The following is a 22317-nucleotide window of genomic DNA, read 5'->3' as shown; positions in this document are numbered from 1 at the left end:
TATAACTACTGTCCCTGGTTTGAAGAAAATACGCCAACATCAAAATAACGTTGCCCAAGGTGTCGCATAAAAATTTGGCCCTTCTTCTCATAGTCCAGGTCCTCATTTCTGGAAGGATCTAGAATAAAATGTGCGCCTTCCGGTAAAGTATCATTACAAAAAGGGATGATCTCTCCTTTTGTGACGGTCAGGTAAAAAGAATTGGCCGGCTGCATCCGGGTATTTTTGTAGATGTAAAGGGGTTTGTCCTTGTATAATTTGCCCACTTCAACAGAAGTGGATCTGACTATTGCTCCCCGGCCCCCGGCATTTCTTTCCGGCAGGACAAACCAGTTGAAACCTACCCTGACGATCAACAGAAATATAGCCAGTAAAAGCATCCGGCTGTCTGGTTTTTTATAAAATAATACCGCCGTAATCAACAAAGGAATCATTACGAGAAACGTTTTGATCAGATAATTCGGCTGCGCCTGTAGGTTTTTCATAAAAAACGGCAGAAATGAAATGGCCAGAAACACACCGATAAAAGCAAAAAACAGTATTTCAACAGTTCGATATTGCCAGCTGCCTTTATTATTCTGATGCAAATAAATGAACACCCCAAAAAGCAATGGACCATGCATAAGCACATAACGGGGATAAACCTGTGGTGAGGCCCAGTACACGAGAATATTCACCAGGAATATCAGCAGATTAAAAGAGATGAAGTTGTTTTTAAAAATCTGGCTGCCAACGTCTTTTCTGATAAAATGAAGGATCAGCAAGGACCATGGCAAAAAATGGTAGATCATTTCAAAAGGAAAGGTAAACAAATGTTCAATAGTCTTCCCCCACCCCTGATCGATGAAGGTGCGGGTGGTTGATTGTTGGGCCAACCCTTCAAATACCCGTTCCGTCTGGTTAGAATTAAAGTACACCAGGTAGTAACCGCCTACGATTAAGGCAAAAACCGCTACGCCCAAAAGGTGCTGCCAGGAAAACAGCTTTTTAAATTTTTCGTTATAAATAAACCAGGTGAGCAAGGTAGATCCCTGGAATAATAAGGAGGGAAATCCCTTGAGCATAAAGGCCATGGCCGTTAATAAATAGGAAAAAACGAATAACCTCAGGAAACGCTCCTGTTTAAACTCATGAAAAACGACCATAAAAGCGGTAAAGGTGACCCATGAATAGGTAATATCTATCAACCCCAACATGGAGTCCCAAAAGAGGATTCGGCCACAAGTGATCAAAACAAAGGCATTGACAAAAGCGGTATAGGTATCAAAATGTTTCCGGAAATAATAATAAACAGTGTAGGCATAACCCATCAGGGCCACGGTGGTAGGAATACGGGTCGTCCATTCGTTGATGACTCCTGTCGCGTTGTAAAAAAGGATCAGTATCCAATTGAACAAGGGCGGTTTGCTGTAATAAAAAGCGCCGTGCATCGAGGGCACAATAAAATTACCTGACAGTTTCATCTCCAGCGCTACCAATGCCCTGATGGCTTCGTCGTCGATAAAAGTCATCAAACCTAGGTTGATGTATAACGCCGGGAATAATACCAGGATCGCTGCTACATACAACCAACGTTTATTTATATCTTTAAGATTAATTGTCATCCTCGATAGAAATTCAACGCAAAAGTAAATAAATCTATCATTATGAAGCCCTTCTGGCCGATCTGCCTTGTTTTTTTGATTGCATGCAATGATCCCGTAAAAGAAAAGTCCTTAAGTGTGGAGAAGACTCCCGTGGAAAAAGAGATCAATATTCCGGAAGAAGAAATGCCAAAGCAATATGAGATACACGAGGTCCCTGTCTTTGATTACGATACTAGTGTCTGGACAGATATCGGGCTAATGGACCACAGTATTGTGCTTGATTTAAAATATGCCACGACCGATAATTTTGTGGGAGAGAAAATGTACGAATGCGGAAGATGTTTCCTGCGAAAAGAAGTGGCCGTGCAACTTATCCGGGCACATAAAGCCCTGCAGGGAAGAGGATACGGGCTTAAAATGTTCGACTGCTACCGGCCCCGGCCCATCCAGTGGAAGTTGTGGAAAAAGGTGCCGGATCGCCGCTACGTGGCTGATCCCGAAAAAGGATCGATGCACAATCGGGGTGCGGCAGTCGATCTCACGATCGTGGATGCCGAAGGCAATGAACTGGACATGGGGACGCCCTACGATTTTTTCGGGCCGCAGGCACATCCCTCATACACCGCGCTTCCTGACACCGTTTTGCACCACAGGCAATTGCTTTCCGAAACCATGATTCATTACGGTTTCCGCCCTACTAATACAGAATGGTGGCATTTTTCATGGAACGGACAAAACTATCCTTTGTCAGATATGTTATGGGAATGTGATTAGGCGTAAAAATTAAAGGTTAAAGGCTAAAGATTAAAGTGACTTGTGGAACCACCTTGAACACCTTGAACCATAAAAATTCCAAAACGAAAAAACCGGCCGAAAACCTTAAACCAAAAACCGGAATTCACAATTCGCAATTGATTAAGTTTGCTTATTGTCATATTATTTAAGAACTTGCGCCTTCTTTTGAAAATACAATTGCAAAAAAATAGTTAGATGTCAAAACTGGAATTTAAATCAGACGTAGAAGCGGTTGACGCATTGGCACAATCTTACAGGGACCTCAAAAGCGAAGTAGGAAAAATAATCGTTGGGCAGGATGAGGTCGTCATGGCCGTTATCATTTCCCTGTTCAGCAACGGACACAGTTTATTGGTGGGGGTTCCCGGGTTGGCAAAAACCCTTTTGGTAAGTACCATTTCAGAAGTACTGGACCTGGATTTCAAGCGTATCCAGTTTACGCCGGACCTTATGCCTTCCGATATTACAGGATCTGAGATTCTGGATGAAGATCGCCATTTCAAATTCAACCACGGCCCCGTTTTCTCCAATATCGTGCTGGCGGATGAGATCAACCGTACGCCTCCCAAGACACAGGCGGCCTTGTTGGAGGCGATGCAGGAACGTTCCGTTACGGTAAGTGGAGAGACCCATAGCCTTCCGGCGCCATTTTTTGTACTCGCTACGCAAAATCCAATCGAGCAGGAAGGTACCTATCCACTTCCAGAAGCACAGCTCGACCGTTTCATGTTCAATATTTTCCTTGACTACCCTTCTTACCAGGAAGAAATTGACATCGTAAAAGCAACCACTACCGTTCAGGATTACCAACTGAAACACGTGGTAACCGGGGCACAGATTTTGTTCTATCAAAAGTTGATCCGTAAAATTCCTATTGCGGATAATGTCCTGGAATATGCTGTTTCCCTGGCGACAAAAACCCGCCCCGGAACCGAACGTGCCACCGACATGGTAAACCAGTACATATCCTGGGGTGCTGGACCTAGAGCTTCTCAATACCTCGTTTTGGGGGCTAAATGTCACGCAGCTATCCATGGTAAATATTCCCCGGACATTGAAGATGTTCAGGCGATCGCCAATTTTGTACTCCGCCACAGGATCGTAAGAAACTACAAAGCGGAAGCGGAAGGCATTACCGTAGAGAAAATAATAAAAAGCCTTTTTTAAGATTTGAGGTAATATCATTACAAAACATGAATCATCCCGAATTTTTTAATTCAAATGGATGCTGAAAATATATTAACAATATTTATCTGCAATATATTCAACTCCTTCAGAATTGAGATTGTTTTTGTTTGATTTCCAATGGATTACATACATTGCCATTAATACCGGCAGGCAGGCAGGCAGGCAGGCAGGTTAATTCCCTTCGGGAAATGGATTAAGAATAGAGTTAATTTTTAAAAAGAAGATTAAATTTATCCCCGAATGGGGATAAATATCAATAACGCAGTATGAAATACTGCCCAAAAAGGGACAAAAACCAACTCTGAAAGAGTTGAATGTAAGCTGTTTCAAATTTAAAAAACCATAAAAAGTTATAATTGTCTGACAATCAATTTATTGAAAAAAATCCCAAACTTTGCCGGTCGGCAAAATTCGGGATGACTCTTATTATAATTTAGATAAAAGTTTCAAAATAGCTGCGAACGCCCCCTTGTAGGTGCCGTGACGGGCTTTTGCCAACATGAACTTATACACAACACCTCATAACTTATCAGGGTGGCCGGAAATAAGTCATATTTAGCCAGCGTGAGCTTTACTTTATTTTCGCCAGCCTTTTTTATGGCCAGTTTTTTAGCTATTCAGTTTCTTTAAAATAAAAGGCCTTCCTATGAATGTCAGAAAGATTAAAACCCATATGATAATTAATGGGATAGGTCTATTTTGGAATTGTTCATAAGACGACAGAATTATTGCTATCAAACAAGCTATAGATCCAATAAGAGAAATAATCTTATATTTTATTTTTTGCTGGTAGCTAATATAATTGACAACGGCAAAAGTGATTAAGAAAATCAGGCTTGCAGCATCTACTAATGAACTCAACGAACCAATAGTTGCTAAAACAGTTGCTAATCCAGCCATAATAATGATGGCATAATAAGGTATATTCGCCTGGTTTTCTTTTACAAAAATTTGGGGTAAATCTTTCTTTTTGGCAACGGTTTCCATTAATCGGGCCGTTGAAAAAAGGGTCGCATTAATGGCTGAACCCGTCGAAAAGGCTGCTGCAATAGTCACCAGAACCAACCCTGTAAAGCCCAAAGCCTGTTGTCCTGCAATAGACAAGGCAACCTCTTTTTGTTGAATTAGTGTTTCAGCCCCCACCAACATGGTAGAACCTAACGAAACTAAAATATAAATAAAAATAACAGCAATAACGGCTGATATTGTAGCTCTGGGCAATGTCTTTACCGGATTTTTAATATCTTCATAATCGTAGGACAATAACTGAAATCCCTCATAAGCCATAAATATGGTAGCAGCTCCAATAATTGCTGTAGTCCAGCTTTTGGGTTCAATTCCAGCGGTCAGTTGTTCCGGGCTCCATTGAATTATTCCGAATATTGATAATCCCAGAAGAACAAATAATTTTCCCCACACTGTTATTATTTCTACTCTGGATGATTCTCCCACCCCTCGTAAATTGACTAAAGCTATTGCTGCAATTACTGCAAATGCAAGGACTCGTGGAAACCAGCTCCCAAAATTAAAAACGTGGGCTACATAATGTCCAAAGGTAAACGCATATACAGAAATTGTTAAGATGTAGCCAAGAATGAGTACCCATGATAAACTTCCTGCTATGCCTTGGTGATTGATTTCATTGAGAAAAGTAAAAGCACCCCCACTTTTTTTATATTTAATAGACAATTGACTGTAACTAAATGCTGAAATTAAAGCTATAAGTCCTGCTAATACAAAACTCAACCAGGCCCATTGCCCGGCTATGCTGATAATTACGCCTAAAACGGAAAAAATCCCACCACCAACCATACCGCCAACAGCCATTGACCATGTGGCATTAAAACTCATTTTTTTCTTTTCTTTTGTCATCTCACTTCTTTTCTGTCATTGAACTTTTTTAATGCAATAAATTTGAGTAATCTTTTCATTTTGTAATTATTTTTTACACTATCGGTTGACCTGTGGTTAAATATCTCGCCTCATTTCCAAAAATGCTTCGAGGGAATTCCTGCCTTTAATCGAAAACCCATAGAGAATTTTTCTTTCACTTCCGGCTACGCTTCGTCTGAAGACAGGTTCAACAAACCCGTCCCGTCGTAAGCCTGCACCGCACACAAAGTGTCGGTGGGAAACCGATAGGTCGGGAGTCCGAAATCACGGTTTCGCCAGTGATTTCGGCCTTTAATATTAGCCTTTCGTTATTTTATTTCATTTTCAATCAGCTTTAAAATAGAATCTAAATCCTCCATTAAGGGTTCGTAATGTGCTTTTTCCATTGCGTTAGTTGTTAGAATAAACATCAAAATATTATTTTCAAACTTCCTCGAATTTAAGAGCTCTAGATTGCTAATATTCTGCTCTATTTTCTGCAAACCTATTTCTTGGTTTACACCTGTTAGGTCAAATATTGTTCTTAGACTGTTATCATTTGTTCTAAAAATATCAAGAACTTTTTCTCTTTGAATTCCAAGTTCATTTTCCTGTTTTGAGACATCTTCTATCGTTGAAATCCAATTTGTTAGTTGTATTCTTAAGTCCGTATTTGAAATGTCTTTTAAGCTCCCAGAGCTTATTATTTCGTTTAAAAGTGAGTTGTTAGGGTTAAAAGAAATATCAGATGAAAATGTATTGAACAATAATTCAGAAAACTGCTTTTCGGATGGTGATTCATTTTTATTACCAATATATTCTAATAACTTCTTTGCTCCGTGGAAATTACTCTTGTTTACTTCAATCAATTCACTTAATTTAACTTTACTGATTTGAAATTCCGCTCTTAAACCATTCAAATAAGTTTGCTCTTTTTCCTGAACAACCCGATTTTGATTAATGTTATTGATGGCAAGAGCAATTAAAATTCCAATAACAACAAGAATAATTTCTCCAATTGCATAAATCAGATATTTACTGAATTTGTTTTCTGTCAGCAGGTTTTGTCTAATTTTTCTAAAAAATTTTATCATTGTTCAATTGATCAGTCATGATGAAGGCTAACGCTTGTTCTCTGCTACCTATTTTATTCAAATTTTGATTCATATTCAGATAATTTATTCCAAATAGCTACCATTTCTTTCAGTAACTCATTATCAGTATATGAACTTATGTTGGTCATAAATATCTTACCAATTCCTGTATTTTTATCAAAACTCATAAAACAGGTAACGCCGTAATTCCCTCCATTATGTCCTATTTTATTGCCTTTTAATTCCCAAAAAATACCTCCAGGGTTCTGAGTGTCTTCTTTTGCTGACATCATTTCTTGAAAAGAGTCTGAATTTAGTAATTGACTATTACCATTAAACCCTTTAATCATTTCTTGAAGGTAGAGAGTTAATTCATTACAAGATAGCATCATGCCTCCTGTTGGGTATAAGATAGGCCTATGGTTTGGGGTTTGGACTTTGGTTTGAAAATAAGTCGTAGGTAATTCATTATCGGGTATATGCCTCCATACACCTGGTTCAAAATTCAGTTCTGTAGTGACAAAATTTTCAATGTATTTATCATATTCAATTCCAGTTTTTAGTTCAATTATATAAGAAGCTAAAGCTGCTCCAAGGTTACTATATTGATATTGGTCCCCTGGTTTTTTATTAGAAAAATTCTTTTCTGAATAAAGTTTTCCATTGTAAGACAAACTCTCTTTCAAGAATTCACCTAAAGTTATTTTTGAATTATGGGCCCAATTTTTAAAATCACTATATGCTGTTTTTCCTATTTCTTTTTTTTTTAAAGAGAATTCTTCATCCAAGTACCAAGATTTTGATCCTAAATCCCCATTTAAAATAGTCGAAGTATGTCGTGCCAATTGCTCAATAGTAATTTCACTATTCGGGTACTTAGGATTTACCACTTGAAATGGTAATATTGAATTAATTGGTGTCGACAATTCTAGTTTACCATCTTCAACAAGCTTCATTAATCCAATTCCAATAAATGTCTTCGATATAGAAGCAATGTAAAATCTTTTCTCTATTGTAAACTCATTTTTAGTTTCTATGTTCTCGAAGCCAAATCCTTTTTTATAGAGAATACTATCAGCTTTGACAATTGAAACCGCAAATCCTGTCAATTCAGAGTTTTTGAATTGCTCCAACAACTCATTTGATAAATTTTCATAAATATTTTGACTGTATGATTGAGTTAAAATCGTTAAGACTAGTGAAAATGTTAGGGCGTTTTTCATTTCTGTTTTTTTTATGCTTGCAGAGAACTCAAAGGAATGTCTACGCTTCTCCCCCTCACTTCTTTCTCCCGACACAATCTCCTGCGTAGACATTTGACTTTGTCGAATCTCCGATTTCAGTTGGACCTGCCTTCAGGCGAACCCGTTGCCGGGCTGCTGGAAAACGATCTTATAGGGAACTCCTTTGATCTGATTTTTTAAAATATTGCCCTAATTTACATTATTTGCGACAAAAGGGCTACTGCTTATTGCGTAAAATCGCTTTATAAACAAAGAGCGGTCAAAGAATTTACATTTTTGAGGCTATTTCATTATTTTTGGACATAGCAGTTCATGGCTTCATCGCTTTTGGATAAAGCATTACAAGGTTTGCTGTCGTGTCTGCCTGGCCTGACGGTGGACCTCGTTCCTTATGCAGGATATGTCGCGCCAGATACGTGCCATCTGATTGGATGGGATCGATTTCAAAGTCGGTTCCTCCGCAGTGTTCGCACTCATAAGGTTTTGTTGCGAGTAAAACCTTTAGTATTTGGATAACTGTCCTGACCGTCCGGCCATTTCGTTTAAGTTGATCAGGGATTTGATCTTTTATTTTATCATAACTCACCGAGGAGTGAAGACCATAATGTCGTACTTTTCTGGAAGTATGGAGGTAGTTGATGTTGCAGCAGCATTTGCATGGCTACCAGAGGATGCAGGTCACGATATTTTTTTGGTGCCGCTTGTCCTTGTTTTTGATTGTGATAATCATTGTATTCAATGCAGACGTTTTTACCATTTTTATCATAAGACAACCTTTTGTTCGAGATACCTATGCGGCAAATGTAACGTCCCGGATATTCCTCGATCACTTTGGTATCGGCAGTAGGCCGAGTATTGTTAACCACCCATCGCTTTTTGAGTAATGCAGCTTCAATATCCTCGAAGCTATCATGATAAACCACTCTTTTTAACCCCAACAGGGCAAGTAATCCCAATAAATCTCTATAAACCTTCCTCTATAAAATTCCTGCCTTGAATCGAAAACCCATAAAGAATTTTTCTTTCACTTCCGGCTACGCTTCGTTCAACAAAGTCCGAATAGTCGGTTGCACCAGACTATTCAGCCTTTAATATTCTGTGCATTTTAATTATAAATAGATCATTCCATCACCTATAGATTGGCTTTCTATGAATTTTGCTAACAATTTCTTTCTCTTCAAACTTATTTTTGCTGGAATAAAACTAAATTCGGAATCACTCCCATCTAAATTACTAAAATATCCCGTGTAAAACCAAATTTCTTTAAAAGGGCATAGTTCTAGATAATCCTTCAATTCTCTCGATGCTTTATGAAAGTCCTCTCTCTCAAAAACCAAAGTTCGATTATCAATTACTAGAATTGTATCATCTTTATCATGATGGTTCTTTTTATTCTTTTTATCTATAGTATCCTTTAAAATCATGGACAAAGAACTCTCATTCTCTGGGATATTAGAAATAAAAAGAGGGAATTCTGTTCCAAAATAAGGATTGTCAACTAAATGTTTTTTAGGAGTTTTCTTCTCAATATATTCTTCTATTTGTTTTGAAATTTCTTCATCTGGAAAATATGAATTTATTTTCATCAACTCTCTTAAAGGCACATTTTTTTCTTTAATTAGATCATTAAACCTTTCTTCGCTTTTTACATTTCTAAATAATACTTCATTATCCGCAATAGATGTAATTTCTAAATTAAATTTATTATTCTTACTTGTCTCAATTTTAAAATCCCAAGGTTGGTCTCTAGAAATTACGCTAAATCCAAATTTTTTCTTAATGAATATTTTTTGCTCATTCTTCATGAAGTGCATAAAAATGATTTCTTCGCGAATATTCATGTCAGAAATGTTAAGAAAAATTCGTTCTAAAATAGAACCATTCTCGTCAATTCTATAATATCTCTTATAATTTTTTTTGCCATCTATACTAGACACTGGATAAAAACTACTTTTTTTAATTTTCTCTTTTTTAAATAAAGAAAAAATCACACTATTACACCAATACTTCAGTCGTTGTAATAAATTCATTTTAGAGTCAAGCTATTTGTAATAATATTTGTAACTTTTCAATTCAGATTTCACCAATTGCACAGAACGCCAGAGCGGATGCTGCGTACTCTGTGTTGCGCCTGCGGCAGAGTATGATCGTCATCCCGCTATGTTGAACGAACCCGCTTACGCGGGAACTCTTCCAAATCTCCTCCAAGATAACACTTTTTGACCTATCTTTCCAATTCACTAAAACTGTTTATCATGTCAAAAAAAAGCAATAGTTGCCCATCGGGCTGAACTACAAGAGGCATTAGACCAACTCGCCGATCATCTGACCGTTTCTGGTTGTGTGCCAAGCACAGTTGTCAGTTACGTCAGAGCCCTTCGCGATCTTCAAAAGCACTTTGACAGGCCTGCCGACGATCTTGGGCGGGAAGAACTCCTGGCCTATCTCGCTTTCAAACGCAAGACCTATTCTTCTTCCAGCTTAAACATGCAGGTGTGCGCTTTAAAGTACTACTACCGCGAGGTCCTGCGGCGTCAGAATCTGGTTGTCAGCATCCCTAATCCACGGCATAGCAAGCAAATCGGAGAGGTCCTGACGACTACCGAGATGCGACACTTCATCAGTAGTGCCCGCAGCCTGCGCCATCGTCTGGTCATTGAACTCCTTTTTGGTCTTGGCCTGCGTGCCAGCGAAGTGGGACGACTGCGCCTTGGCGACTTCAATGCCCGCGAGCGAACCGTTACCATCCGGACTTCCAAAGGTGGCATTACACGTGTACTACCTTATGGGGAACGTCTGCGTATGACCCTCAACCAGTATTTCAAACACGAACGCCCCAAGGACTACCTCATCCCCGGACGGGATCGTAGTGATGGTCCGGGAATATCTGTCCGTGGAGTACAGTATATCGTGCGCATGACGCTGGACCGATCCCGGCTGCGTAAACACGTTTACTCTTGCCCGTAACTTACTACCATGTCGTGTTCACCATTCCTGAACAGCTCAATAGCTGGTGTATCTACAATCCCAATTTTTGCTACGATTTACTCTTTCGGGCTGCATGGCAGACTTTACAAAACTTCGCCGCCGATCCAAAATACCTCGGAGCAGCTACCGGCGCTACAATGGTACTGCATACCTGGGGACAAAGCCTGAGTTTACACCCCCATGTACATGCCATTGTCCCCGGTGGAGGAATAAACAAACAAGGGAAATGGCAAGCACCCAAACGAAAGTCCGGTTTTTTGTTTCCTTTCAAAGCGATGAGCGTTGTCTTTCGGGCCATTTTCATGCCTGGCTACACCTGAAAAGCCCCAAACCATAAATACAACTCCTTATTAATGCGGTTTTCAAAGAACGAATGTAAAAGTTGCCTATAAAAACAAGCTAATGCAGGCCGTTGCTTTTTCCCATTTGGTCCTTTACCCCAATCAACCAACTTTTTCAATGCCCATAATATCCTGCTGAAAGGGCGGGTGCGTCCAACATAGCCCAAAAGCTACGGCCGTCGGCTGCGCCTCCGCCTCGCTTTGGGGCTTATTTGTTCTGCGATTTTTTATTTTTTCACATAATGATATCTATAAGTTGAAAATCCATTTAAAAGTGGTCCCCTAAATTTTCTTTCAATTAGAAAACCATCAGAATATGTTTTAAATGTATGAAAGGTGATTTCTCCATTTTCTATTACTTGGCTTTGTATTAAGGTATCAGAGATAAATTCTTTTCTTCTAATTTTTTTTTTGCCATCAACAGTTCTTTTATATACTTGAATAGCTTGTAATCCCTTTTGGCTGTCATCTAAATAAGAATACCTTGATTTTGATTCTAATCTAAATTTATTGGTCAGGGTATCCAATTTAAAAATTATTTCTTTTTTCTTCAATCCCTGTTTATTGTATTCAATAACCTGCCTATATGCATTACAATATACAGATCTAAGGCGTAATACACCTTTTTTGTTCAGATCATCGATTACATTACAATCACTTATTTTTTCTTTGTTATTCTTGTAACTGTAACTAGTTGAGCGTATAATTACCCTTTCATCTTCAACAATTAATCTTCGATGTAGATCCAGCAGCAATTCTTTTTTTTCATTATGCCAAGTACTAAACCATTTTTCTTCAAGAGCTTCTCCACTATCATTATATGCAAACCTTTGCTTCGAGTATATCACTGTATCTTCTTTATATTTTCTTAACTCAATAACACGCCAGTTTTCATTAAACTTATAAAGTGTCCAATAGCCAGAGTATGAATTATAATCCATATTTACCTGTTTTACTTCTCTTTGAATTCGATCAATAGTGAATATTTCTATTAATTTGTTTTCAATTCTATCGTATTCTCTATGTCCTCCAGTGAAATAAACATATATCGAATCTATCTCATTATTTGAAGTGATAGTATTCAATTGTTCTGGAATAGAAGGAGAAGCCCAGAAAGAAAAAACCTGACATTGAGCTTCAATTGACAATAAAGTTAAGACTATAATACCTACTGCTAATTTCAATTTTGTTATATTTTTAATTTCGCAGAACGTTTTGCGGTATGAAACGTTGCGCAATTTGAAACACAAACTTATCAGCCCGCTAAGCCGTTGATTAAATGTTATTTCGTTCAAATATAGAACTATCCGCGCAATGTTTTATGACCGCGTGTTATAGCCCGTTAATTTTTGTTTTTCAGTCTTTTATCATATTTCAAAAACCAATCGTACAATTCTTGATTTGGATAAATCAACCAGTGAATCCAATGTCCAACATTAGTTTCAGCTGTGAATTTTAAATACTCATTTTTCCCTTCCAGTTTTTTTATTATCCTTTCTGTTTCTTCGAAAGGAACGACATTATCAATTCTTCCGTGAAAAGCCCAAATCGGAATATTCGTTAATTTATCAATATTTTTATCAATGAAATCCATGTGGCTTGTAAATCCACTCATTGGCGCAATCGCTGCAAATTTATCAGGATATTTTGATGCAAGAAACCAAGTTCCAGAACCACCTAAACTCTCTCCTGTTAAATAAATCCTGTTTGTATCAATCCTATATTTTTCTATCAAGTCGTAATAAAAATTCTCAAACCAGTTTTCAGTCGACCAGCGAAGATGTCTAGGACATTGTGGAGAAACAACTATGAATGGAAAATTACGTCCCCTATAAATTTGGTCAAATGGTCCAGCATCATATAAATCAAGCGTATCTGTCCCACGGGCAGAGCCGCCATGCAGAAAAATTAACAAAGGAAATTCTTTAAGAGTATCATTTACATAATCTGTTGGCAAATATGTTACGTAATTATACGATGCTGTTTCTGGGAATTGATTAATACCATTCTTGAATGTTATTTCATACTCTAAATCTCCCTTATCATTCCAATATTTGCAAATCCCATTTAATTGTCCATTATTCCATTTTTTTTCAGATTCTTTAATCCCGCTGTCATACCATGAAACGGCTAATCCGTCTCTTAATCCATTTTTGTATTTTGCATCATAAATCAATTGTCCATTTTTTGACCACTCCATATATTTCCCCAGTTTTGTGTTTGTGCGATAATTACATTGAAGTTCTTCTTTTATATTTTTATCAAAATTCGAATAATTGGCATCCATTTGAATCTGTCCGTTTGCATAATAATCTCGGACATGAATCAACTTATTGTTATCCGATTTTTCAATTATTCTTTCATAATCGATTGTATCATATTTTGAAATCGGATAGTGCAAAAGAAATGTATCAGTCGTTTGGGCATATAAACCAACCGAACTCAAAATCAAGATTAATATAGTTGCAAGTTGTTTCATTTTAATGGGCTATAACGTATTATATCAGCATTGCGCATATCCCCTCCCAATTACCTTATAACGGAATGTTTTTATTCAAAAAGCCACACAACCTCTCACGCCCCCATCAAAACCTCCAAAATCTTACCTGCGGCTTCCGGAATTTTTGTACCCGGACCAAAGATACCGGCCACCCCGTGATCATAAAGGAAGTCGTAATCCTGCTGGGGAATGACCCCGCCTACGATGATCAGAATGTCTTCCCGGCCCAGTTTTTTCAACTCCGCAATGGTTTCGGGCACGAGGGATTTGTGTCCGGCGGCGAGAGAAGAGATGCCGAGGATGTGTACATCGTTTTCTGCCGCCTGCCTGGCGGCCTCTGCCGGGGTCTGGAAGAGCGGGCCGATATCCACATCAAAGCCGATATCGGCAAAACTGGTGGCGATAACTTTGGCGCCACGGTCGTGACCATCCTGGCCCAGCTTGGCGATCATGATCCTGGGGCGGCGGCCCTCTATTTCGGCAAATTTGTCGGAAAGTTCGAGGGCTTTTTTGAAGGATTCATCCATACTTATTTCACTTGAATAAACACCGGAAATGGCGTGCGTGGTCGCGACAAAACGACCGAATTGGCGCTCCATCGCATCTGAAATTTCTCCCAGGGTAGCCCGGAGGCGTGCACAATCCACAGCTTTGTCGAGCAGGTTGCCCTCCCCGGAAACGGCACATTGATAAAGGGATTCCAGGGCAGCCTGTACCGCTTTTTCATCGCGGTCGCTCCTCAAATGGCGCAGCCTTTCGATCTGGGACTCCCTGACAGCAGCATTATCAATGTCCAGGATATCCATCTCGGCTTCCTCTTCGATCCGGAATATATTTACCCCAACTATTTTATCTTTCCCGCTGTCTATGCGGGCTTGCTTTTTCGCGGCGGCTTCCTCGATGCGCATTTTGGGAAGGCCTTTTTCAATGGCTTTGGTCATGCCGCCGAGTGCCTCCACCTCTTCTATGAGTGCCCATGCTTTTTTGACCAGTTGATCGGTAAGGTATTCCACGTAATACGATCCGCCCCAGGGATCAACGGCTTTGGTGATATGGGTTTCCTTTTGCAGGAAAATTTGCGTGTCCCTGGCAATTTTGGCCGAAAAATCAGTGGGAAGGGCTATGGCTTCATCCAGCGCATTCGTATGAAGCGATTGGGTGCCGCCCAGCGTGGCCGCCAGCGCCTCAATACAGGTGCGGGCCACATTGTTGTAAGGATCCTGTTCCGTGAGGCTCCATCCCGAAGTTTGCGAATGGGTGCGCAGGGCCATTGATTTTTCATTTTGGGGGTCAAATTGCTTTACGATCTTTGCCCACAGCAGTCGGCCGGCCCGCATTTTGGCGATTTCCATAAAATGGTTCATGCCTATGCCCCAGAAAAAAGACAACCGCGGGGCGAAATCATCAATTTCCAGGCCTGCCCTGATCCCTGTGCGCAGGTACTCCAGTCCATCCGCCAAGGTGTACGCCAGCTCGATATCTGCCGTCCCCCCCGCTTCCTGAATATGGTACCCGCTGATGCTGATGGAATTGAAACGGGGCATATTTTGAGCCGTGTATTCAAAAATATCGGCGATGATCTTCATGGAAGGTCCCGGCGGGTAGATGTAGGTATTGCGCACCATGAATTCCTTGAGAATATCGTTTTGAATGGTTCCATTCAATTGCGCCGGGGCCACTCCCTGCTCTTCTGCCGCAACGATATAAAAAGCCATAATAGGGATCACAGCCCCGTTCATCGTCATGGAAACCGACATCTTATCGAGCGGAATCTGGTCGAAAAGGATTTTCATATCCTCCACACTGTCGATGGCTACGCCGGCTTTTCCGACATCTCCTTTGACGCGCTCGTGATCGGAATCATAACCCCGGTGCGTAGCCAGGTCAAAAGCCACCGACAACCCTTTCTGCCCCTGTGCCAGGTTGCGGCGGTAAAAAGCGTTGCTCTCCTCTGCGGTGGAAAACCCCGCATATTGCCGGATGGTCCAGGGCCGAACCGCATACATCGTACTGTAAGGTCCGCGCAAATAAGGGGGAACACCTGCCACAAAACCAATATGTTCCATCTCCGAAATATCCCCGGCGGTATAAACGGGCTTGACTTCGATGCCTTCAGCCGCTTTCCAGGGAGCGGAAGGCGTTTGGGTTACATTTTCGAAAATATTTGGATCGAAAGGTATTTTTTGAAAATCAGGTTTAGACATTTGTTTTCAATTTATCATCTTGGCTGAAAGTTACAGAAAATATGGGAAAACTGCTTACCCTTGCTGGTTGCTTGTTTCACTGTACTGGTTAGCGATGGCTTTCATAGATATAGGCAGAGGTACTTTCCTGAAGAATTTTGAGATCGACAGTTTCCAGCTTTGTTAAATTGTTGCCGCGAGTGATACAACCTAAAAGTTGTTCCAGGGTACGAAAACCGATGACGGCTGAGGCGACGGCAGGCGATTGCAAAACATATTGGCATGCGGTAGCACATTCAGGTTGGTTCATTTTATGGGCAACAGCCTTAATGGCATCTGAGGCAGCCTTGACCTGGTCAGTGGAATGGTCCAGGTAAGGTTGGGCGGGTTTTCCGGCCAGTAATCCTTTTGCCAGCGTGCCCCTAGTGATCACGGAAATGCCATGATTTCCAAGTAGATCCAGGCATACTTCTTCCGGCCTGCGATCCAGCAAACTGTATTGCATCATCACACTATCAATATTGGAACGTTTGATGTATTCACGGATAACATTGGGTCGGATAGAGGATATGCCGTATGACCTGATTTTGCCTTGCTCTTTCAAAAATTCGAAAGTTTCGATGATTTCTTCGATCGGATCTTCGAGGGTGCCTCCGTGTAATTGATAAAGGTCGATATAATCCGTATTCAACCTTTTCAAACTTTCTTCAACTGCCGAAAGAATATATGCTTTCCGTGGGTTCCAACTCCAGGAGGTACCCTTTTCGTTCCACTGATTTCCCACTTTCGTGGCAATAACAACATCTTCCCTTTTACCATTTATGGCTGTGCCTACCAGGGCTTCATTCCTGCCTTGATCATACAGATCTGCGGTGTCAAAAAAATTGATTCCGAGATCAATTGCCGTGTGAATGAGCTTTGCGGCTTTTTCAGGTTCATCAATATTGAGAGACATGCATCCCATCGACACTTCACTGATCAGAATCCCCGATTTCCCTAAGCGATTGTAATTCATAGCAGTACAAGTTTATTAAATTCATACATCCGTTTAAGAAGCCCCCTTTTTGCACCTCTTTAAGGCTCTGCACGAAGATGTCTCCTTAATCCACATCATAATATCATAACATCGTAGTATCGCAACATCAAAATATCAACGCATCACAAACAAACCGTCCTGCCTCCATCCACAGGAAGATTGATGCCATTGATATATGCTGCGGCAGGGGAAGCGAGGAAAGCTACGGCTGCGGCCACCTCTTTGGGTTCCGCAAATCGGCCCAGGGGGATGGATGATTTCATTTTGCCGGAAATTTCCTGCTCGCTGGCTCCTGTTTTTGCTGCCTTATCAATGATAATCTCCTGCAACCGGCCGGTATTGGTCGCGCCGGGCAACACGTTGTTGACGGTGATACCGAAGGGGCCCAGTTCGTTGGCCATTGTTTTGGACCAGTTGGCTACGGCGCCCCGGATCGTGTTTGAAACGCCAAGACCGCTAAGCGGGGCTTTTACCGAAGTGGAGATGATATTGATGATTCGGCCATAACCGTCTGCTTTCATGCCCTTGATCACATATTTGGTAATCAGGTGGTTGCAGAGCACATGATTGTTAAAGGCCTGTAAGAACTCCTGGATTTTAGCTTCGGTGATGGGCCCGCCCGGAGGGCCGCCCGTATTGTTGACCAAAATATGGATGTGTTTGTTGGATAAGTAGGATTTGACACGTTTCTTCACGTCATGATAGTCCGAAAAATCGACCGCCAAAAAATCGTGTTGTTGTCCCTGGCTTTGATCCAGTTCATTGAGTACTTCAGCCATTATTTCGGGAGATCGGGAGACGAGGGTAACATTTGCTCCCAGGGCTGCCAGCTCAATGGCGCTGGCTTTTCCAATTCCCCGGCTACTTCCTCCGACCAGGGCATTTTTTCCTTTTAGATCCAAATTCATGGGCAATTATTTTATTCGTTTCTAAATTTTATAGTACATGAAATCGCATAAATCAGGCTGTTCAACAAAGAGGTGACCTTTGCGACTGTTTATATGGTACACAGCAAAAATGGAAGCAAAAATCATCATTTTGTGCACGGTAAAGCATAAATTTATGCTTTAAACCTAATAAAACAGAACAGGCAGGATTTTTTTCCTGGAAAATCAATGTAACCAACAAGCACGTGACGAAAAAGAAAACTTATTTCGCCTCGGATTTTCATTTGGGGTCTGATGCAAAATTTACAAGTAAGGAAAGAGAAAGGCAGCTTATACAATGGCTGGAGCAAATCCGTCAGGATGCGGAGGCCATTTACCTGTTGGGAGACGTATTTGATTTTTGGTTTGAATACAAAACGGTGGTGCCGAAGGGGCATTTGCGCCTGCTCGGCAAATTGGCAGAATTGCGTGATGAAGGCATTCCAATCTATTTTTTCACGGGCAACCATGATATGTGGATGTTCAGGTATTTTGAAGATGAACTGGATATTCCCACCTACCGCAAGCCCATTATCCGAAAAATTCAGGGAAAAACCTTTTTTCTGGGTCACGGCGACGGCCTCGGTCCTGGGGATCATGGATATAAGATGATCAAAAAAATATTTGCCAATCCTGTTTGCCAATGGCTTTTCGCTCGCCTTCATCCCAATTTCGGAATCAAAATCGCCAATTTTTGGTCGGGCCTCAGTCGGGATACCAATATGCATGAAAATAAATTCCTGGGAGAGGATAAAGAATGGCTCATCGCCTATTGCAACCGTAAAATAAAAACCCATGAGGTGGATTATTTTGTCTTTGGCCATCGCCATCTACCTATCGACCACCTGTTAGAAAATGGAAAAACAAGGTATATCAATCTCGGCGACTGGCTCAGCTATTACTCCTATGCTGTATTTGACGGGGAAGAGCTAAAACTTGAGTATTTTGATGTAACCGGGTGAGTATTTCTTTAATGTAGCCAGGATCAGGATTCACAAAATTTCAGGATTGGCCCGATTAAAATCCTGTAAATCCCCAAATCCTGAGCATCCTGATCCAGACAATGGGTTATTTTTTTCATTCCCACACCACCACCTTTAGATCCACCCTTCTGTTTTTGATCTTCAGGGCGCCGTCTTTGATTTCTCCTTTTCCTTCCAGGTAAATCTTATCCACGATCATTTCATTGTCGATGAGAATCATGGCTACCGTTTTGGCACGTTCTTCTGAAAGCGTCAGGTTGTAGAATTCGTCACCGATATCGTCTGCATATCCGATGATATCAACTTTTTGAATGTTCTTATTTTTAACATCTTCGATAAAATCAACCACCTTGTTCATCTCGTTGGGATTGAGCTGCGACTGGTCAAACTGGAAATAGATGGTCCAGGTATAGGTGACTTCCCTTCGCCCGGTTGGTTCGGGTTCAGGGTCAGGGTCAGGGTCGGGAACAGGTTCAGGATCCAGGAAAAAGGAGATCGGTTGCAATAATAAATCGACGACATAAAATTGCCTGTTATCCCATTCGGGAATGGCAAATTGTGCCTTTAGGGGAAGGTAATCTTTCTGGGAAACCTCAAAGTCGAGTAGCTCATCCGCACCGACACAAAGAAAAAAACGGCCGTCTTCTTTGGTTTGGATCGGTTTACGACCTTTGATATTTACGGTGGTGGCAATGGGTTCACTACTCACGGAATCTCTTACAAAACCTTCAACAAAGGTGATGGGATCGCTGAATAAGGTCTCATTGAGTTCGAATTTGTAAATATCCATTTCTCCGAATCCGCCAGGACGATCACTGGCAAAATACCCGGTTCTGCCGTCCGCAGAGAGAAAGAACCCGAGTTCCCTGAAAGGAGAATTTACGGGAGGGCCAATATTGATGGGAACGCTCCACTCTTCAGACTTTCCATCGTACCAGCTGACAAAAATATCCTGCTCGCCAAGGCCCGGATGTCCTGTAGAAGCGAAGTAGAGGGTTTTGCCATCGTTGGTAATGAAAGGGGATTCCTCGTCATAGGGGGTGTTGATCTTCGGCCCCATATTGATGGGACGGGACCATAACCCTGTGCCCTGTTTTATGCTATACCAAAGATCAGTACCGCCATAACCCCCATCGCGGGTACTGGCGAAATACAAGGTTCGCCCATCACAGCTTACGGCTGCTTCGGATTCCCATTTGTCGGAATTGGCAAACCCGCTCAGTTTGTCCACCGATTCAATGTAATGCCCCTTGACCTCGGCTTCCCAAATATCACATGTGCCCAACACACCCTGGCGGCCACAGGCCGTAAAGTACATCTTACGGCCGTCCCGAACCAGACTGGGCATCCCTTCGTTTCCAGTGGTATTCAGATTTTGGACAGGGCTCCCGGGGGTCCAGTTGTCTTCGATCAGCCTGCTGTAATAAAGGTCTTCATCCGAAAAAGCGTTTTTCCTCCGGTTAAAAAAGATGAGCCTTTGGTCATTGGAAAGAAAAGGGAAATACTCTATTGCTTTTGTGTTGATCTCAGGCCCCAGGTTGAGAACAGTAGTGATATTGACAAATTTGGCAGAGTCGAGAGAGATCTGGCAGGCTTTAATGTTTGCCGGCAGTTTCCGGAGGTATTCCGGCTCAAATTCAAGTTCCTTTTCTCCGTTGAAACCAAATTCACTAAAGGCTGTATTTTGAAGCTTTTCATACTGGTGAAAATATTCCAGTGCCTGATTTGCGCGACCGAGTTTATAACAAATCTCCCCCATTTGGTAATAAAGAATCCTGGAAAAAAGGGAATCAGATTGCAATATTTTCTCATAGGCATCCAGGGCTTCCTCGTACCGGTATTCAATTTCATAACAAATCCCGAGACCACGGTAAGCTGACACTATATTGGGATTCATTTGGAGGGATTTCTCAAAATGACGCTTCGCCTGTTTGATGTTATTGTTCAACAGGGCAGCTTCTCCCTCCTGGTAATAATCGACGGCCATCTCAGTGGCTGTCTTTTCGATTTGTGCGAAAGCCATGAAAGGAAAAAAAAAGACCAAGAGGATCAATAGTGTTTTGTTGAACATTACAGGACGGTTTTGGGTATGTTTTTTTTTACAAAGATAAGGACGTGAAACCAAAGCTTCTGCCTGAAAAGCAGCTTATTTATGTAACGCGCTCCCCGGAAAAAGAAACGGGGATTATTCTTTCCTCTCCAGCAAAAAAGGGATAAACTGAATGGCTTTTTCCCCTTTGTCGTTGGTGTATCCCCGTTCTATTTTCAAGAGGTGAGGCCCGTTCTTTAACGAATCAAGCGCAATGTAAGTCAGGGAGCCTTCCTCCTCATTATTTTCATGGTAATGTTTTCGAAAAATCACCCCGGGAATGACTTTGTCATCGATAAAAATCGTATAATATTTTGTCATGCAATCATTATTAAACAATCCCTCGATGCGCCATTTTTCATCCTTTTCCATGGCCTCGCCGAGAGAAGGCTCTCCGCAAAGAACTGTCCGGAAGCTGTCTTCTCTGTCATACCAAGGCAGGAAAAGCCGGAGGTGATCGTCTCTGATGATTTCCGATGGAATGACAGGTCTCACTATCCGGTTTCCACGAAACTGGTCTTCATAGTTTAATGCAGAAGAAGTATAGTCTTTGCTGTTTAATCTAAAATAATTGTCGGAATCAAAATACCTGATATTTGAAAAGCCGAGGTCAATGGAAAAGAACATGACAAGAGTAAAAAAACCGGCGAAAAACATTATTTTTTGATTGGCTTTGAGTTTTAAATTGGTGATAAGGGTTAAGAAAATATACAGGTAAGGTTCGTAAAAAATATGCGTAAAACCCTTATTAAACCCACGGCTTAGCGGATATTGGAATCTTTTTGCAATTGTAGTTTCTCTGAATTTTTTAGTATTCAACAAGGCAAGGAAAAAAAACAACAGCACTACCAGCGCTCCAAGAATCTCCATAATCAGGATAACAGTATCCTTAGACAGGAATGTAGACAACACATTATGCAGGATGATCACCATCAAAACCCAGCCTGCGATGGTCAAAAAAATTAAAACGGCGAGGGCCGAAATAGATAACAACAGGCTGCAAAGGTTGTCCAGTTTTTGGTTAAAAGCATTAATATCGGGGAATTCCTTCTTCAATTTTTCAAGAAAATGGGAGGAATAAATACTGGTCGAATCCCCAATTCCCTGCGGAAAAACCGAGACGAGGCCTAACATTCCCACCCATAAAGCTCTTAGCACGAAATGAATGATAAACCCTGCAATCAGTATCCTTATACCGATCAGGAGGTAAATAAAAAAATATTCAAAATACAGTAAACTGCTATCGGAAAAACTGACCAGGACGAAGTCAATGGTATTGAAAAGAATGGCGGGAATCTGTAGGGAACCAAAGATGGCAATCCCGGAAATGACTAGTTCTGCCTGCCAGCTCTGTTGCTCCAGGACGCGCAGCCATTTGGGCTTTGTTGGTATTTGATTGGTGTCTTTTAGCATGTTTTATCGCATTCAGAGAACAAGGTAAAAAATTTCTTGCATTAAATATTTCGTATATTTGCCCAATAATTAAATTTGG

At 41.0% G+C, this 22317-nt stretch carries 19 protein-coding genes; 6 read left to right on the top strand and 13 right to left on the bottom strand.

What is annotated here, in order from left to right; genetic code table 11:
* Positions 1–5 precede the first annotated feature (5 nt).
* Complete coding sequence (locus H6571_15610) at positions 6–1604, bottom strand: hypothetical protein (protein MCB9325167.1); 1599 nt, start codon at positions 1602–1604, stop codon at positions 6–8.
* Positions 1605–1835: 231 nt separating this feature from the next.
* On the opposite strand from H6571_15610, the gene H6571_15605 reads away from it, so the two are divergent.
* Both H6571_15605 and H6571_15600 read left to right on the top strand, forming a co-directional pair.
* A complete protein-coding gene (locus tag H6571_15605) occupies positions 1836–2360 on the top strand; it encodes a M15 family metallopeptidase (protein ID MCB9325166.1) in 525 nt (174 codons plus the stop codon).
* Positions 2361–2585: 225 nt separating this feature from the next.
* A complete protein-coding gene (locus H6571_15600) occupies positions 2586–3548 on the top strand; it encodes an AAA family ATPase (protein MCB9325165.1) in 963 nt (320 codons plus the stop codon).
* Positions 3549–4178: 630 nt separating this feature from the next.
* On the opposite strand, the gene H6571_15595 is transcribed toward H6571_15600, so the two are convergent.
* The 3 genes from H6571_15595 to H6571_15585 all read right to left on the bottom strand — a co-directional run bounded on the left by H6571_15595 (position 4179) and on the right by H6571_15585 (position 7758).
* The gene (locus tag H6571_15595; GenBank protein ID MCB9325164.1) at positions 4179–5441 is read right to left on the bottom strand and encodes an amino acid permease; all 1263 of its coding nucleotides are present in this window, start codon (positions 5439–5441) and stop codon (positions 4179–4181) included.
* Positions 5442–5770: 329 nt separating this feature from the next.
* The gene (locus H6571_15590; protein MCB9325163.1) at positions 5771–6535 is read right to left on the bottom strand and encodes a hypothetical protein; all 765 of its coding nucleotides are present in this window, start codon (positions 6533–6535) and stop codon (positions 5771–5773) included.
* 53 nt (positions 6536–6588) lie between these two features.
* A complete protein-coding gene (locus H6571_15585) occupies positions 6589–7758 on the bottom strand; it encodes a serine hydrolase (protein ID MCB9325162.1) in 1170 nt (389 codons plus the stop codon).
* Between the two features lie 36 nt (positions 7759–7794).
* Between H6571_15585 and H6571_15580 the strand changes: the two genes are divergently transcribed.
* Positions 7795–7959 carry a hypothetical protein gene (locus H6571_15580; protein ID MCB9325161.1) on the top strand — a complete coding sequence of 55 codons (165 nt, stop codon included), beginning with the start codon at positions 7795–7797 and terminating at the stop codon, positions 7957–7959.
* 395 nt (positions 7960–8354) lie between these two features.
* Here H6571_15580 and H6571_15575 read toward each other — a convergent pair whose 3' ends face one another.
* On the bottom strand, positions 8355–8735 hold the full coding sequence (locus H6571_15575) for a transposase (GenBank protein MCB9325160.1): 381 nt from the start codon (positions 8733–8735) through the stop codon (positions 8355–8357).
* A gap of 153 nt (positions 8736–8888) precedes the next feature.
* The gene (locus H6571_15570) at positions 8889–9809 is read right to left on the bottom strand and encodes a hypothetical protein (GenBank protein MCB9325159.1); all 921 of its coding nucleotides are present in this window, start codon (positions 9807–9809) and stop codon (positions 8889–8891) included.
* Positions 9810–10122: 313 nt separating this feature from the next.
* On the opposite strand from H6571_15570, the gene H6571_15565 reads away from it, so the two are divergent.
* Together H6571_15565 and H6571_15560 are read left to right on the top strand one after the other, a co-directional pair.
* Complete coding sequence (locus H6571_15565; protein MCB9325158.1) at positions 10123–10746, top strand: tyrosine-type recombinase/integrase; 624 nt, start codon at positions 10123–10125, stop codon at positions 10744–10746.
* Entirely contained in the window at positions 10737–11087 is a 351-nt protein-coding gene (locus H6571_15560) for a transposase (GenBank protein ID MCB9325157.1), read from the top strand. The genes H6571_15565 and H6571_15560 overlap by 10 nt, the downstream gene beginning before the upstream one ends.
* Positions 11088–11335: 248 nt before the next feature.
* Here H6571_15560 and H6571_15555 read toward each other — a convergent pair whose 3' ends face one another.
* The 5 genes from H6571_15555 to H6571_15535 all read right to left on the bottom strand — a co-directional run bounded on the left by H6571_15555 (position 11336) and on the right by H6571_15535 (position 17735).
* The gene (locus tag H6571_15555) at positions 11336–12292 is read right to left on the bottom strand and encodes a hypothetical protein (protein ID MCB9325156.1); all 957 of its coding nucleotides are present in this window, start codon (positions 12290–12292) and stop codon (positions 11336–11338) included.
* Between the two features lie 158 nt (positions 12293–12450).
* Positions 12451–13587, bottom strand: a complete 1137-nt coding sequence (locus H6571_15550; GenBank protein ID MCB9325155.1) for a dienelactone hydrolase family protein — start codon at positions 13585–13587, stop codon at positions 12451–12453.
* Between the two features lie 95 nt (positions 13588–13682).
* Positions 13683–15812: a methylmalonyl-CoA mutase gene (scpA, locus tag H6571_15545; protein MCB9325154.1), complete on the bottom strand. Its 2130-nt coding sequence runs from the start codon at positions 15810–15812 to the stop codon at positions 13683–13685.
* Positions 15813–15900: 88 nt separating this feature from the next.
* Positions 15901–16806, bottom strand: a complete 906-nt coding sequence (locus H6571_15540) for an aldo/keto reductase (GenBank protein MCB9325153.1) — start codon at positions 16804–16806, stop codon at positions 15901–15903.
* Between the two features lie 143 nt (positions 16807–16949).
* The gene (locus tag H6571_15535) at positions 16950–17735 is read right to left on the bottom strand and encodes an SDR family oxidoreductase (protein MCB9325152.1); all 786 of its coding nucleotides are present in this window, start codon (positions 17733–17735) and stop codon (positions 16950–16952) included.
* 224 nt (positions 17736–17959) lie between these two features.
* Here H6571_15535 and H6571_15530 point away from each other — a divergent pair, with 224 nt between their 5' ends.
* The gene (locus H6571_15530; protein ID MCB9325151.1) at positions 17960–18715 is read left to right on the top strand and encodes a UDP-2,3-diacylglucosamine diphosphatase; all 756 of its coding nucleotides are present in this window, start codon (positions 17960–17962) and stop codon (positions 18713–18715) included.
* Positions 18716–18830: 115 nt separating this feature from the next.
* Here H6571_15530 and H6571_15525 read toward each other — a convergent pair whose 3' ends face one another.
* Together H6571_15525 and H6571_15520 are read right to left on the bottom strand one after the other, a co-directional pair.
* A complete protein-coding gene (locus H6571_15525) occupies positions 18831–20807 on the bottom strand; it encodes a PD40 domain-containing protein (protein MCB9325150.1) in 1977 nt (658 codons plus the stop codon).
* Positions 20808–20921: 114 nt separating this feature from the next.
* Positions 20922–22238, bottom strand: a complete 1317-nt coding sequence (locus H6571_15520) for a hypothetical protein (protein ID MCB9325149.1) — start codon at positions 22236–22238, stop codon at positions 20922–20924.
* Positions 22239–22317 lie beyond the last annotated feature (79 nt).

The organism is Lewinellaceae bacterium (assembly GCA_020636105.1).
Lineage (GTDB): Bacteria > Bacteroidota > Bacteroidia > Chitinophagales > Saprospiraceae > BCD1.
The sequence above is the reverse complement of the archived record's forward strand: the minus strand, read 5'-3'. Positions and strand labels throughout refer to the sequence as shown.

Bases quoted from the DNA above. Each gene is read 5' to 3' on its own strand.
- H6571_15610 (MCB9325167.1), bottom strand. From the start codon at position 1,604: ATGACAATTAATCTTAAAGATATAAATAAACGTTGGTTGTATGTAGCA.
- H6571_15595 (MCB9325164.1), bottom strand. From the start codon at position 5,441: ATGACAAAAGAAAAGAAAAAAATGAGTTTTAATGCCACATGGTCAATG.
- H6571_15590 (MCB9325163.1), bottom strand. From the start codon at position 6,535: ATGATAAAATTTTTTAGAAAAATTAGACAAAACCTGCTGACAGAAAAC.
- H6571_15585 (MCB9325162.1), bottom strand. From the start codon at position 7,758: ATGAAAAACGCCCTAACATTTTCACTAGTCTTAACGATTTTAACTCAA.
- H6571_15580 (MCB9325161.1), top strand. From the start codon at position 7,795: ATGTCTACGCTTCTCCCCCTCACTTCTTTCTCCCGACACAATCTCCTG.
- H6571_15570 (MCB9325159.1), bottom strand. From the start codon at position 9,809: ATGAATTTATTACAACGACTGAAGTATTGGTGTAATAGTGTGATTTTT.
- H6571_15550 (MCB9325155.1), bottom strand. From the start codon at position 13,587: ATGAAACAACTTGCAACTATATTAATCTTGATTTTGAGTTCGGTTGGT.
- scpA (MCB9325154.1), bottom strand. From the start codon at position 15,812: ATGTCTAAACCTGATTTTCAAAAAATACCTTTCGATCCAAATATTTTC.
- H6571_15540 (MCB9325153.1), bottom strand. From the start codon at position 16,806: ATGAATTACAATCGCTTAGGGAAATCGGGGATTCTGATCAGTGAAGTG.
- H6571_15535 (MCB9325152.1), bottom strand. From the start codon at position 17,735: ATGAATTTGGATCTAAAAGGAAAAAATGCCCTGGTCGGAGGAAGTAGC.
- H6571_15525 (MCB9325150.1), bottom strand. From the start codon at position 20,807: ATGTTCAACAAAACACTATTGATCCTCTTGGTCTTTTTTTTTCCTTTC.
- H6571_15520 (MCB9325149.1), bottom strand. From the start codon at position 22,238: ATGCTAAAAGACACCAATCAAATACCAACAAAGCCCAAATGGCTGCGC.